The sequence below is a fragment of the Pseudomonas sp. GW821-FHT03C07 genome (assembly GCF_059420925.1).
This window is the reverse complement of the sequence record NZ_JBWKUQ010000001.1, coordinates 671,195-684,443: the sequence shown is the minus strand read 5'-3', so window position 1 is coordinate 684,443 and position 13,249 is coordinate 671,195. Positions and strand designations below refer to the sequence as shown.

13 protein-coding genes and 2 pseudogenes are annotated in these 13,249 nt (G+C 53.8%); 10 read left to right on the top strand and 5 right to left on the bottom strand.

Annotation, left to right across the window (positions count from 1 at the left end):
• Window positions 1-24: 24 nt before the first annotated feature.
• Window positions 25-642 carry a LysE family translocator gene (locus AC07VG_RS03010; RefSeq protein ID WP_495020444.1) on the bottom strand — a complete coding sequence of 206 codons (618 nt, stop codon included), beginning with the start codon at window positions 640-642 and terminating at the stop codon, window positions 25-27.
• Window positions 643-792: 150 nt separating this feature from the next.
• On the opposite strand from AC07VG_RS03010, the gene AC07VG_RS03005 reads away from it, so the two are divergent.
• Complete coding sequence (locus tag AC07VG_RS03005; protein ID WP_495003459.1) at window positions 793-1,245, top strand: Lrp/AsnC family transcriptional regulator; 453 nt, start codon at window positions 793-795, stop codon at window positions 1,243-1,245.
• Window positions 1,246-1,553: 308 nt separating this feature from the next.
• Window positions 1,554-1,664 (top strand): annotated as a pseudogene (locus AC07VG_RS03000) (hypothetical protein); the annotation flags it as partial.
• A gap of 32 nt (window positions 1,665-1,696) precedes the next feature.
• Here AC07VG_RS03000 and AC07VG_RS02995 read toward each other — a convergent pair.
• The gene (locus AC07VG_RS02995; protein ID WP_495003460.1) at window positions 1,697-2,050 is read right to left on the bottom strand and encodes a winged helix-turn-helix transcriptional regulator; all 354 of its coding nucleotides are present in this window, start codon (window positions 2,048-2,050) and stop codon (window positions 1,697-1,699) included.
• A 102-nt stretch (window positions 2,051-2,152) separates the two neighbouring features.
• Between AC07VG_RS02995 and AC07VG_RS02990 the strand changes: the two genes are divergently transcribed.
• Window positions 2,153-2,899, top strand: coding sequence for an NADPH-dependent F420 reductase (locus tag AC07VG_RS02990; protein WP_495003461.1), 747 nt, complete (start codon window positions 2,153-2,155; stop codon window positions 2,897-2,899).
• A gap of 48 nt (window positions 2,900-2,947) precedes the next feature.
• Here the strand turns inward: AC07VG_RS02990 and tnpC are convergent.
• Both tnpC and AC07VG_RS02980 read right to left on the bottom strand, forming a co-directional pair.
• Window positions 2,948-3,694, bottom strand: a pseudogene (gene tnpC, locus AC07VG_RS02985) (IS66 family transposase); the annotation flags it as partial.
• A 498-nt stretch (window positions 3,695-4,192) separates the two neighbouring features.
• Window positions 4,193-4,810 (bottom strand): XRE family transcriptional regulator, encoded by a 618-nt coding sequence (locus tag AC07VG_RS02980; RefSeq protein ID WP_121131710.1) that lies wholly within the window; start codon window positions 4,808-4,810, stop codon window positions 4,193-4,195.
• A 46-nt stretch (window positions 4,811-4,856) separates the two neighbouring features.
• Here AC07VG_RS02980 and AC07VG_RS02975 point away from each other — a divergent pair, with 46 nt between their 5' ends.
• Entirely contained in the window at window positions 4,857-5,555 is a 699-nt protein-coding gene (locus tag AC07VG_RS02975) for a B3/B4 domain-containing protein (RefSeq protein ID WP_495020443.1), read from the top strand.
• 30 nt (window positions 5,556-5,585) lie between these two features.
• Complete coding sequence (locus AC07VG_RS02970) at window positions 5,586-6,479, top strand: dihydrodipicolinate synthase family protein (protein ID WP_495020442.1); 894 nt, start codon at window positions 5,586-5,588, stop codon at window positions 6,477-6,479.
• A gap of 75 nt (window positions 6,480-6,554) precedes the next feature.
• Here the strand turns inward: AC07VG_RS02970 and AC07VG_RS02965 are convergent, their stop codons facing one another.
• On the bottom strand, window positions 6,555-7,037 hold the full coding sequence (locus AC07VG_RS02965) for a DinB family protein (RefSeq protein WP_495020441.1): 483 nt from the start codon (window positions 7,035-7,037) through the stop codon (window positions 6,555-6,557).
• A gap of 400 nt (window positions 7,038-7,437) precedes the next feature.
• Between AC07VG_RS02965 and thrC the strand changes: the two genes are divergently transcribed.
• From thrC to AC07VG_RS02940, 5 genes are all read left to right on the top strand, one after another.
• On the top strand, window positions 7,438-8,841 hold the full coding sequence (thrC, locus tag AC07VG_RS02960) for a threonine synthase (RefSeq protein WP_495020440.1): 1,404 nt from the start codon (window positions 7,438-7,440) through the stop codon (window positions 8,839-8,841).
• Window positions 8,842-8,855: 14 nt separating this feature from the next.
• Window positions 8,856-9,293, top strand: coding sequence for an Lrp/AsnC family transcriptional regulator (locus tag AC07VG_RS02955; RefSeq protein WP_495020439.1), 438 nt, complete (start codon window positions 8,856-8,858; stop codon window positions 9,291-9,293).
• A gap of 129 nt (window positions 9,294-9,422) precedes the next feature.
• Window positions 9,423-10,472, top strand: a complete 1,050-nt coding sequence (locus AC07VG_RS02950; protein WP_495020438.1) for a homoserine dehydrogenase — start codon at window positions 9,423-9,425, stop codon at window positions 10,470-10,472.
• Between the two features lie 2 nt (window positions 10,473-10,474).
• The gene (locus AC07VG_RS02945) at window positions 10,475-11,887 is read left to right on the top strand and encodes an aldehyde dehydrogenase family protein (protein WP_495020437.1); all 1,413 of its coding nucleotides are present in this window, start codon (window positions 10,475-10,477) and stop codon (window positions 11,885-11,887) included.
• A gap of 143 nt (window positions 11,888-12,030) precedes the next feature.
• Complete coding sequence (locus tag AC07VG_RS02940; RefSeq protein WP_495020436.1) at window positions 12,031-13,233, top strand: trans-sulfuration enzyme family protein; 1,203 nt, start codon at window positions 12,031-12,033, stop codon at window positions 13,231-13,233.
• The last annotated feature ends 16 nt before the right edge of the window (window positions 13,234-13,249 follow it).

Here is a 13,249-nt window from a genome sequence, read left to right as displayed (position 1 = left end):
GGTGTCGCCTCGTTTAAAAATGGATTAACCCAGCATTTGCTCGGTGAGCAGAGCGATCGCGATGATGATCATCGCTGCGCCGGAGAATCGGCTGACGAAACGAGCCGCAGCTGGACGTGCCTGCAGGACCACCTGTGAGCCAAATCCGACCAGCAGATAGATCACGCCGCAACTGACCGTGTGGATGAACCCCAGTGCAATCATCTGCATCGGAACAGACCAGACAGCGGTGGCGTCGGTGAACTGAGGCAAAAGCGCCAGGAACAGCAGGAACACCTTCGGATTCAGCCCGCTCACGCAAAGACCCTTGATCGCCCAGCGCTTCCAGGACCCCGACGTCTGAACATCATCAGAGTGTGGCGTAGCGGGGCGGGCAAGCATATTTAGACCTAACCAAAGCAGATAGCCCGCCCCGGCAACGGTCAGTACGGTCAAGGCAGTGGGGTGGTTCGCAACCAGCGTGCCGATACCACCGGCAACAATCACGGTCGCGATCAAATGGCCGGACACGAGCCCGCCCACGGCGGGTATGACGACTCGGCCCTTCATACCCGCCGAAATCGCATAGGCCCAATCTGCGCCCGGCGTGATAACGAATAGAATCGACACTGCCCAAAAGGCAACAAAAACGCTCAAGGTCATGGTGCTACCCACCTCTGCTGCTGCTGACACACCGCGTGCTGCATCGTCCGGCTCCGGTAATTATTGGTGCGAGGAAGAATAATGAATTACTGTTAAAATTTACTTCCAAAGATAATCATCTGATTGCTGAAGATGGGGAGATTCTTCCAGATGGATAGGATTGATCGAAAGATTCTTTCTGAGCTGCAAAAGGACGGTCGCCTTTCGGTCACCGAATTGGCCGAGCGTGTGGGGCTGAGTCTTTCCCCTTGTCATCGACGAGTACGGGCACTGGAAGAGTCGGGTGTATTGCTCGGCTATAGAGCACAGCTGGACCCGGGTGCATTGGGCTTTAACTTTTCTGCCATGGTGTTTGCTACATTGCGTGAGGGGAACAGACAGGCTGTCGAGGCTTTCGAGGCGGCACTGGTTGACATCCCGCAGGTGGTCGATGCCCAAAGGTTATTTGGGGAACCGGACTATCTATTGCACGTCATCACTCAGGATTTGCCAGCATTTCAACGGCTTTATGATGAAAGCCTATCGACGTTGCCCAATGTGCTGCGGCTGACTTCGACACTTGTTATGAAGCGGGTTGTACAGGATAGGCCATTGCCTCTATAGCGCTGGATGCAGGCGAAAAGGTATGGGGGGATACCCGTGTGTGAGCGTGAGGTGGAAAATGTCCGCTTTTGGCCCAGGTTGTGTGAAAACATTGCCGATGGATCAAATAGCATAAGACAAACAACCTTAGGTCTTTCACACTCCATCTAAAGTGGGCCAGGAAAAAGACATGCCTTCACGTTTGGCATCCAGCTACCCAGATGTTCAACATGCATTGGACGCGATCATTCCAAGCAAAAAATTGGACGTGGCTACTCGAATTGTCCTATGCGCCGCCAGTGACGCTGCCAGTGACGCCGGGCTGGACCCAGCAGGCCCAGCGCAACGTCGAGTTGATGTGGCTGACGGGCCGTTTGGCTCCAGATTTCAAAACCATCGCCGACTTTCGTAAGGATAACGACAAGGCTATTCGCAGTGTCTGGTCTGGTAGGGGCAAGTCCACTCATAGCGCTCAGACGTGATCGCGCCTCATCTCCGCCCATTCAATCAACGCCTGGATTGACGGCCCGAGTGCATGGCCAATAGGCGTGAGCTGATACTCCACCCGAGGTGGCACCTGCGGGTACACCGTCCGGAGTACGATACCGTCCTTTTCTAGCTGCTTAAGCTGTTGGATCAGCATCTTCTGATTGATCCCCTCGATCAATTTCTCCAGATCCGAGAAGCGAAGCGCGCCCTTTGCCGCGAAAAGCTGGCACAAGATGATGATCTTCCATTTCCCTTCCAGTATGCGAAGAGTTTCAGTCGTCGCCTCAGCCCAATTTCTTCGATTTTGTGGATCGTCGCAGTTCCAGTCTCGTCCCATTTCTTTCTCGCAAGTGAGTTACCCACCTTTTGGTGTGTACTTACCATTATCTCATGAGCACCCTAAACTCGGTGCAAGGCAATCAATTAACGAGGTTTAGCCATGAAAATCGGCATCATCGGAACCGGAAATATCGGGGGTACCATCGCCCGTAAGCTTAGAGCTGCCGGTCATGAGATCCGTGTCGCAAACTCTGGAGGCGTCAACGGCGTTCGTGCGTTCGCCGAAGAAATTGGAGCGGAACCTGCAGATATTCGAGGCGCGGTAGATGGGGTGGATTTGATCGTACTGTCGATACCGCTACCTGCGTTGAGCGCACTCCCTTCTGACCTGTTTACCTCTGTGCCTGACAGCGTCCCGGTGGTGGACACCAGTAATTATTACCCTGGCTTGCGTGATCCCCACATTGCTGAAATCGATCAAGGGATGACGGAAAGCGTCTGGGTGACTAAGCAAATTGGGCGTCCTGTAATTAAAGCTTTCAACAATGTGCTGGCCTATACCTTGGCAGAGCTAGGTCTTCCGGAGGGTACTGAAGGTCGCCTGGCGGCAGCGGTAGCGGGTGACGATCACGAGGCCAAAGAGACGGTAATGTCACTGGTGAACCAAGCTGGCTTCGACCCGGTTGACGGCGGTTCTCTTGAAGAGTCTTGGAGGCAACAACCGTCCACACCGTGCTACTGCTGTGACTATGACGCTGAAACCATGCGCAGGGCTCTAGCGGTGGCAGTTAAGGGACAGGCAGCAATAAAGAGAGATGAACTGCCCCAGCACTTCGAGTGGCTCGGGCCGAACCCAAGCCATGGTGATCTTGTAGCCATGAACCGCTCCTTCAACCCGCTGGATTGACGTTCGCCAAATACGAGCGACTCAAACAACACCTGCCTCTTTGGAAGGTTAACGGCTCCAGTGCTGGGGTAACAGTAGCTCGACCTCGCTTGCTCGATGTGTAGGTAGGCGGGTCAGAACGTCCTTCAAGTAGGCATACGGATCATGCCCATTCATGCGTGCCGACTGGATCAAACTCATGATCGCTGCCGCTCGTTTGCCGCTGCGCAGCGACCCGGCGAACAGCCAGTTCGAGCGCCCAAGTGCCCACGGTCGTATCTGGTTTTCGATCTGGTTGTTATCGATGGGCACAGCCCCATCGTCCAGGTAGCGCGTCAGCGCTACCCAGCGTTTCAGGCTGTAATTGAGGGCTTTGGCAGTGGCCGAGCCGTTGGGCACCAAATCGCGCTGGGCCAACATCCAGTCATGCAGCGTGTTGATTATCGGCGCGGCCTTTTCCTGGCGTATTCGCCAACGATCCTCATCGCTCATGTCTCGGGCCTGCCGTTCAACTTCGTACAAGCCGCCAATCGAGTGCAGCGCCTGTTCCGCCAACTGACTTTTCTTGGCTACATGCAGATCGAAAAACTTGCGGCGGGCATGGGCCATGCAGCCGATTTCAGTGATGCCTTTTTCGAAACTAGCTTTGTAGCCGGCGAAGTCATCGCATACCAGCTTGCCGTTCCAGGCTCCCAGGAAGTTGCGCGCATGCTCTCCCGCCCGACTCGGGCTGAAGTCGTAAACCACGGCCCTGAGTGCCGAGAATGGCGTGGTGCCGTAGGCCCAGACGTAAGCCCGGTGAGTTTTCTTCTCGCCTGCGGGCCATTCGGGATGAACTGAAACGCCGACGCCACGAGTCTGTTCAAGTCGTGGGTCAGTGGCTTACCCGGGTGGTCACGGGATACTTCAATTACCACGCGGTGCCGGGAAACCTGATACGTCTTGGTGGTTTTCGGTTGGCGGTATGCCGTCTATGGCGGCAAGCCCTCACACGTCGCAGCCAGCGAAATCGGCTTCAATGGTCACGCTACGGACGCCTTGCCGATCTCTACATACCTAGACCCAGAAATGCACATCCTTACCCTGAGGATCGCTTCGCGTCACATACCCGAGGCAGGAGCCGTATGCGGTAGTTCCGCACGTACGGATCTGTGCGGGGGGGTGGCAGGTAACTGCCATCCCTACCGCGACCCGTGCGCCGGCTTCGGATGCCTGGAAAAACCGCTAGATGACCTTCATGCCTGCCGCCGAGCGCGGCAGGTAAACCCGACTCCTGGAAGGGCGATGGCGTCTTGAGCCCTGCTGCAGTAAAACTCAGATCTCTGGGGCTGACTGATGTATTTCAGTGACGGACATAGTGAATGTCAGCTTGGATTTACCGCCGTTTGAGTAGGCGTGTGGAAGGTCCGTTTTGGCCACCGCGGAGCAACCGGCATTAATGATCAGCTCTGTCTCGCCTACTTTGAATTGAAGGGTTCCTTTCTCTACGTGGAACAATTCAAAAGTGCCCTGCGGGTGTCCTGACGACGCAAATGACTCCCCTGGAAACATCTCCCAGCGCCATAGTTCAATCATGTTGGGCCCGGTTGTCCCGGCAAGAAGCCGCGCTGAACCTCCAAGGCTCCCGGTCCAAAGGGTCGGTATATCCTGACTTTCGATCAGGTGGGCAGAGGGGGTATCCGCCACATTCACAACATCCGCCACCGAAAGACCTAGCGCTGCGGCGATTTTGCACAGGATGCCGATGCTTGGGTTGGCGGTGCATTTCTCTATTTCGACGACCATCCCCTTACTGACACCTGAGCGACGAGAAAGCTCGTCCAAGGTGATCTTCTGCTTTTTTCGCTCATATTTGAGCTTGCGGGCTACAGCTTCGCTGACAGCCTGAGCATCAGCACCTGGCTCGGTCGATATATTGACTTTTTTGGTCATTGGTCGCTAGCATGTGATGAAATTTAGGGTTCAAGGGGATTCTCTGATGCTGTCCGTACTGCCGTCAATCGACCAAGATGTTGCCAATCTGGCCCCTGAGTTCAGAGCGTTGAGCATTGTGGTCGAAGCTGCGCCAATTACCAATCCGGACATCGCCAGGGAAGCTTTGGATCGAGCCTGTCAATCGGTCGCGGCAGGCGGCGCCAGTTGGGCGGACGCTCACCTGGCGGCCTGGGCGGATCTCTTCCGAAAATTCGGTGCCAAACCGCAGCGTACCCCTTGTTCGGCTGAAGCGCTGCGCAAGCGGGTGCTGCGTGACGGCAGCCTGCCGAGCATCGATCCGGTGGTAGACCTCTACAATGCGATCAGCATTGAGTATGCCGTCCCTGTCGGGGGGGAGAATGTCGAAGCCTATGTGGGGTCGCCACGACTTGCTGTCGCTGATGGCAGCGAACCCTTTGACACCGTGAAAGAAGGCGCCCCTGCCCATGAGTACCCTGATTCGGGTGAGGTCGTCTGGCGGGACGACAAAGGGGTGACTTGCCGCCGTTGGAATTGGCGCCAAGGCGTCAGAACACGACTGAGCGCTGATGCAAAGCACATGTGGTTCATTCTCGAAAGCCTGCCAGCCATGCCACTTGAGGCGTTGACGGAAGCCGGTGACAAGCTGATTGAAGGCTTGCAGCTGATGATGCCAGGTGCGCAGATCGAGAGCGCACTCATTGGTTCGGATGTGACGATTTAATTGCAGAGTCACACACGGGAGGCATGAACCATGTTTACCGGCCTTGGCGCATTTCCTTTGACGCCCATGAATGAGCAGGGGATAGACGAAGGAGCCTTTATTCGTCTTGTGGAGCAACTGGTGGCTGCGAAAGTGGATTCCATTGGTGCGCTCGGATCCACTGGCAGCTATGCGTATCTTTCTCGCGCTGAGCGCTCGCGAGTCACGCAACTGGCGGTAGAGGTTGCCGGGAATATCCCCGTCATGGTCAGCATCGGGGCCCTGCGCACGCGGGATGTCCTGTTACTGGCAGAGGACGCGCAAAAGGTCGGAGTCAAGGCATTGTTGCTGCCACCGGTTTCTTATCAGAAGCTATCGGCAGAAGACGTTTTCTCGTTGTACGAAACGGTCGCGGCCAATATCTCCATCCCGCTGTGCGTCTACGATAATCCTGGTACCACGCATTTCGAATTCACTGACGAGCTCCACGGGCGTATTGCCCATTTGCCGAACGTACGCTCCATCAAGATCCCTGGCGTTCCTGAAGCGCCAGATCAGGCAAAATCACGAGTCGATCGTCTTCGAGCGCTGATTCCGGAACATGTGACTATCGGGATCAGCGGTGATGCGTTTGCCGCAACGGGTTTGAATGCAGGCTGCGAAGCCTGGTACTCGGTCATGGGGGGCTTGTTCCCCAAGACCGCACTGGCGATTACCCAGGCAGCGCTGTCAGGCAATGTCCAGGAGGCGATACGTCTATCAGATCGTCTAAAGCCTCTGTGGGCGCTCTTCAGGCAATTGGGGGGGAGCTTGCGTGTTGTGGCAACTGCCGCGGAGATTCGTGGGCTTTGCACCTCCCCGAGCCTGCCTTTACCGCTCAAGGTGGTGAGTGGAGAAGGGCGTCAGCGAATTGCTTCAGTGATAGACGAGCTGGAGCTGGGTTAAGTCGGCTGCGGCGAATACGCTGGATTGGTCGAGGTGTGCCATGTGGAAAATGGCGCACCTCATCACGGCTGAGCCTTAGCGTTTCAAAAACGTAGTGAAATGGTCTTTATGATCCTTAAGCACCTCATGAGGCAGGATCGTTGCGACGCTGCCTCGATGCTGTAGCCCATGTGAAAGTACATGGGCAAGAATTTCCTCTTTACTCATGTCTCCAGACTTCCCATCGGTGAAAGTAAATACCACTCGCTCGGTCAGCTGCGGGCCAGTGATTGTACGGGTGTACTCAACAAACCACTGATTCGCCTTCGCAAAACTCTCTTCAAGCCGATGCAGGTCTTGTCTTTTTTCGGTCACTACCGAGTCAAATTCCTCGGGTTCTCCTTGCAGTCGGGCAATGAATAGCTGGTCAACAATGTTGATATGAGCCAGCCAATAAAGTGCCTTCTCCATTTCTGTTGGAAAACGCTCTGCTGCGGGAGCTTTCAAATACTTGAAAAGCTCCTCCTCGGACCATGACTTGTACTTGTAAAGCGGGTGAAGAATATTCGAGGCACTCATAACAGACTCCTGTTTTTCCCAAAGTTCTTGCTGCCCTGCGTGCGCCTGACGATAGAGCAGGTGGGTCCCCCTTGATCGTCGTGGAGGGAGGCGCAGGTGGCTAGGCGCAACTGGACAGGCGGAATAGTCACTATATTGACTTTTTTAGTCAATGGGTGATAGTTTGAATGGGCGGTGATAGGAGCTTTCAGGGCCGATGAGCAAACCCATCCAGCCTGACACGGACGGTGTGCGAGACACCGATCCATATTGCGCTTGCTGATGAGAACAACCTCGTTCAGTCCCCTCAGAAGGTCCCGGCATTGCCCGGGAAAGGCCCGCAGTAGCAGTGAATTTCAGTAGGGCACCGTCTCGGGGACAGATGGCAGTGCTCAGAGATGGCGAGAGGGTGTCTCAAATCATGAAGTACGTCAGCACACGGACGCCTGGTAAAGAGTTCGAATTCAGCGAGGTCCTGATGGGCGCTTATGCCCCGGATGGAGGGCTTTTTGTGCCACATAAGGTGCCTCGCTTCAAAAAAGAGGACCTTCTGAAGCTTGAGTGGTTGCCATTTAATGAGCTGGCACGTCATGTAATCGAGCCTTTCATGGGCAATTACATCCCTCAAGATGAGCTGTCTCGAATGCTTGAGGAAACATTTGAACGCTTCAAAAGTAAAGCGGTTGCTCCACTTTACCAAACGGCCAGCAACGAGTGGGTTTTAGAACTGTTCCATGGCCCGGCGGGCGTTTATCAAGACTTCGGTCTCCAATTGATGTCGCGCCTGGTTGAGTACACCTTGACAAAGTCAGGTAAGAACGCGCTGGTCATCGGTTGCACCGGCGGAGATACAGGGGCCGCGGCTATAAAAGCCTTCAATGGTATGGATGGCGTAACAGTGATTGTTCTGCATCCTTCCAAAGGAACCACGGAGGAGCATCGACGTCGTTTATTGACCACGGCAGAAGGGAATATCGTTAATATTTCTGTCGAGGGTGATTACTCGGATTGTCATCGACTCTGTGAAAATATCCTGCGAGGAAAAAATGAAACCGGCCAGCAACTGATTTCTTTTAACTCAATAAATTGGGTTCGGGTGCTTGCGCATCTTACATTCTATTTCTATTCGGCCCTTCAGTTGGGCGCACCCAAAAGAGAAATTGCCTTCAGCGTGCCCACCGGAAATTTTGGTGCTCTTTATTCAGGTTATATTGCGAGAGAGATGGGGCTGCCCATTAGGCAATTGATTGTCGCCACGAATGCCAACGCAGGTTTGCATAAATTTTTACAGTCCAATTTTTATAGCCGGACAGAGATCTGCAATACCAAGACGCCCAGCATGAATGTGTCGTTGGCCTCGAATTTTGAGCGGCTGCAATGGAGCATCCTCAATCGATGCGGTGACAAAGTGGCGCGGAATATGGAGCTGCTGGAGGGTAATGGCCAGATTCAATTGGAGAGGGATGAGTGGCTGGAAGCACGCAAGCTGTTTGATTCTCTGGCGGTCGAGGACGCAGAAACGTTTCGTAGTATTCATGAAGTATTTGTTCAAAATGGCTATTTGATCAGCCCTAACACGGCGATTGGATTGCGAGCGGCCCGCGTCAGCAGGCGCAGTTTGCTGATCCCCATGATCTGCCTGGCAACTACCCATCCGGCAACAGCAGCCTCAGTCCTTGCAGAAGCGGATGTGCCCCTTCCGATCAAAGGGGCGAGTGCTCAACCCCTGTCCAACGACCTATGTATTTCAATTCCCAATGATGTCGGCATCCTTATGGAAGTCATCAAGGATATATCCAAAGACACGATGTCTCGCTCGCGATAGGCCTGGAGTCAGAGATGAAGCGCGTTTTAGATAAGGTCGATGAAAAAATACTGGAAGAGTTGACGCGTAATGCGCGGCTTGCTCATAACGACATTGCGCTGAAGGTCAATTTATCTCGAAATGCCGTCAGGCTCAGAATTGAACGGTTGGAGCGGGATGGATATATAAAAGGCTATACCATTGTAAAAGGCGCGCCGACCTCCGAGGTGGGCCCTATTAATGCCCTGATCTTTGTGTATCGAAAAGACCGGATGCGTGGTGCGGATGTGGTGCGTTCAATTGTGGCAATACCTGAAATTATCTCATGCAACGTGATGAGTGGAGACCTTGATATCGTATTGACAGTCGAAGCCAGCAGTTCGGACCGTATTCACCGGGTGTGGAATGATATTTCAGCATTGCCGGGGGTTCTTAATACGGTCACGTCGTTTGTTCTGTCTTGTACCAAGTGACGCGTTAAAAGGCAAAATGCCTCGGCTGCGAGCATTTTGCTCGTAATAATGGTCGGTTTGCCATATTCGGATGAGCACAGCAGCAGCTTAATATTTCGGTACCGAAAACATAACAATGAGGCCCTTGTCGTGACTGAATATAAAATTGCTCTGCTTGGCTTTGGCGGCGTCAACCGTGCTTTAGCTCAACTCATTGCCGATAAGAACGAGCGTTGGGCTCATGAGTTGGGTTTTACGCTGAAGATTGTCGGGGTCAGTGATCTTTTCCTGGGGTCCATCATCGACAAGAACGGTTTGAATGCCAAGGAACTGGCCGCTGTTCCAGCGACCAAAGGCGCTTTCCGCACTCTGCCAACAGGGAGTGCTGAACCTGCCAATGAGACCGTAATCCGCTTCTCGGGCGCTGATCTTGTTGCTGAAGCCACCTTCACCAATCCTGTGGACGGTGAGCCCGCCACCACCTTCTGTCGCTGGGCTCTGGAAAAAGGCATCAGCGTCGTCACGACCAACAAGGGGCCAGTGGCGTTGCATGCCGAGAGTCTGAAAAAACTAGCCGAAAGCACCGGGGCGAATTTCGAATTCGAAGGCTCGGTGATGAGCGGTACTCCAGTCATCCGCCTGGCTCAGGAGTTACTCGCTGGTGCGGAAATCACCGAGTTCAAAGGGATTTTGAACGGTACATCGAATTTCGTACTGTCCAGCATGGAAACGGGTCTCGATTTCGCAGATGCCGTCGCTAAAGCCCAGGAGCTGGGTTACGCAGAAGCTGACCCAACGGCAGACGTGGAGGGGCATGATGTTCGCCTCAAAGTCGTGATTCTGGCGAACGAGTTCCTCGGTGCCAAGCTGACCCCGAGTGATGTGTCGTGCAAAGGCATCTCGCAAATCACTGCCGACGATATTGCCGAGGCCGCAAAGTCGAAGGCTCGCTGGAAACTGATTGGTAGTGCTCAAAAGTTGAAGGATGGCTCCGTTTCAGCCTCGGTGAGTCCTCAATTATTACCCCTGGATGATGCGTTGGCAGGTGTGAGTGGCGCCACCAATGCAATTACGTTCAGCACCAATATTCTCGGCCCCGTAACGGTTTCGGGGGCGGGTGCCGGTCGATATGAAACGGCCTTTGCATTGCTTTCCGACATCGTCAGCATTCATAAGAAAAAAATCAAGACAGGTAAATGATCATGAATAGCTTGAGTCTTTCGCTTGCTGCTGATTATAAAGCCATAACAGTCTTGAGCCCTTATGACGGTTCGACGGTCGGTGAGGTGACCGATATTCCGGCGTCATCGGCCACCATGATCATTGAGACAGCAAAGCTAGGCGCACAAATGGCCAGGGAGTTGCCGAGGCATGAACGTGCTCGGATCCTGGAAAAAACGGCGGCCCTGGTTGAGCTCGATAAAGAGGCATTCGCCAGTCTGATCGTTGCAGAGTCTGGAAAGACGCTTAAGCAAGCCAGGAAAGAGGTTCTGCGCTGCGTCAACACGTTGAAACTGTCTGCCGAAGAGGCCAAACGCAATGCCGGCGAAGTCATCCCATTCGACGCTTATGTTGGATCGGAGTCCCGCCAAGGCTGGTTCACCCGTGAGCCACTGGGGGTGATTGTTGCGATTACGCCGTACAACGACCCTCTTAACCTGGTAGCCCATAAGTTGGGGCCTGCGATCGCTGGCGGCAATGCTGTTGTTCTCAAACCCTCGGAACTCGCGCCGTTATCAGCCATCAAGTTGGTCGGTTGCCTCAATGCCGCGGGCCTGCCTACCGAGGTTGTTTCCATCGCCACGGGTGGGTCGGCTTTGGGCAAGGCGCTCGTCGCCCATCGTGCGGTGCGTATGGTTTCCTTCACGGGCGGTTTTGTGACCGGTGAGCAGATCTCCCGCAACGCCGGCCTCAAGAAATTGGCAATGGATCTCGGCGGCAATGCCCCAGTCATCGTGATGGCTGACTGTGACCTGAACGAAACGGTTGAGTCTTGCGTGTCAGGGGCATTCTGGGCGGCTGGCCAAAACTGCATCGGTACTCAACGAATTCTGATTGAAGCAACGATCTATGACGCCTTCAAAAAGCTCTTTGTTGAGAAGACAAGTGCTTTAGTCGTCGGGGACCCGGCTGACGAACGAACGGATGTTGGCCCAATGATCACTGAAACGTCAGCAAAACGTAGCGAAGAAGTGGTCAATGAGGCTATTGATAACGGGGCCAACTTGTTGATTGGCAACGTACGCCACGGTTCGTTGTATTCACCCACAGTTCTGGAGAATGTAAGCCAGAACTGTAAGGTGTGGTACGAAGAGGTATTCAGTCCGGTCGTTATTCTTCAACCTGTGGATTCGCTTGATGAGGCACTGGCACTGGCCAATGGCCCAGAATACAGTTTGCATGCTGGTATTTTTACCAGCAATTTAAAGGTTGCCATGAAAGCTGCCAAGCAACTTGAAGCCGGCGGCGTGATGATTAATGACTCATCCGACTATCGTTTTGATGCGATGCCGTTTGGCGGCTTCAAATACGGAAGCATGGGCCGCGAAGGCGTACGCTTTGCTTATGAGGACATGACGCAGCCAAAGGTTATTTGTTTGAACGGTGCTGCTTGATAGTCACCCGGGATAGATAGTTATCCAGAGGACGCGCTCTGATCCTCGATAAGGCCCTTCTGTCCGGAAGGGTCCGGTCAAATTTTTGTGCTCAACTTCAGAGTCAAAAACATAAAAACACAGTAACTGAAGAGGATTTAGCTATGCGTCCCGACAAGAAAAATCTGGCAACGCTATCGGTGGCTACTCTGGCTGTTCATGGCGGTAATGTCATTGATGTCACTACGGGGGCGGTCCGCACTCCGTTGGTGATGGCCAACTCTTATCTGCTTCCGGACGATCCATCAACGATGGACTGGTCCAGTCCGGACGGCCTCGTGTACACACGAAATCAGGGTCATAACCAGGTGTGTCTGGAGAAAAAGCTTGCAGCGCTTGAAGGCGGTGAAGCGGCGGTTGCATTTGCTACTGGGGTAGCGGCACTCCATTCGATATTTTTCACCTTTTTGATAAGTGGTGATCATATCCTTGTCAGCGATGTCACCTATGAGGCCGTCTGGCGTCTCTTTGCTGAGCTTCTTCCGGAGCGTTATGGCATTGAGGCCTCATTTGTCGATATGGGTGACTTGGAGGCGGTCCGCCAAGCGATCCGGCCTAATACCAAATTGATCCATACCGAGACCATTGCCAACCCGACGACAAAAGTGGCCGATGTCGCCGCGATCGTTGAGATTGCTCATGCGCATGGAGCACTGGCTTCCATTGATGCAACCTTTACCCCCCCTCCATTTTTCCAGGCCATCAAGCATGGCGCAGACCTGGTGGTCCACTCGCTGACCAAATACATCAACGGTCATGGAGACTCCATGGGCGGGGTGGTTATCGGTTCCACCGAACTGATTACTAAAATCAAGCACGAAGCTCTTGTTGATCTCGGTGCAATCATCTCTCCGTTCAACGCCTGGATGATCATGCGGGGTTCTGTCACGTTGCCTCTGCGATTGAAGCAGCATCTGAGTTCAGCCGAGAAATTGGCTGCATTTCTCGCGTCCGATGAACGTATTGCCTATGTGTACTACCCCGGTCTGCCATCCCATCCGCAGCATGAGTTAGCCCGTCGGCAGTTCGCGGGCCGCGGCTACGGAGCGATGATGGCCTTTGCTGTCAAAGGTGATCCAGACACCCAGAATCGGTTTGTTTCGAATCTGCGGATCATCACGTCCGCGGTATCCCTGGGGCACGATGAATCCTTGATCGTTCATGTGGGGGCAGAAGGCCGAGGCGGCTTTGACAAGTATCCTGAAGAGTTCCGTACCTACGGTCACCTCCGGTTTTCGGTTGGGCTCGAGGATCCGGATGACTTGATCAAAGATATTTCCATCGCCTTGGACGAGACATTCAAATGATTTGAACACCCCTACT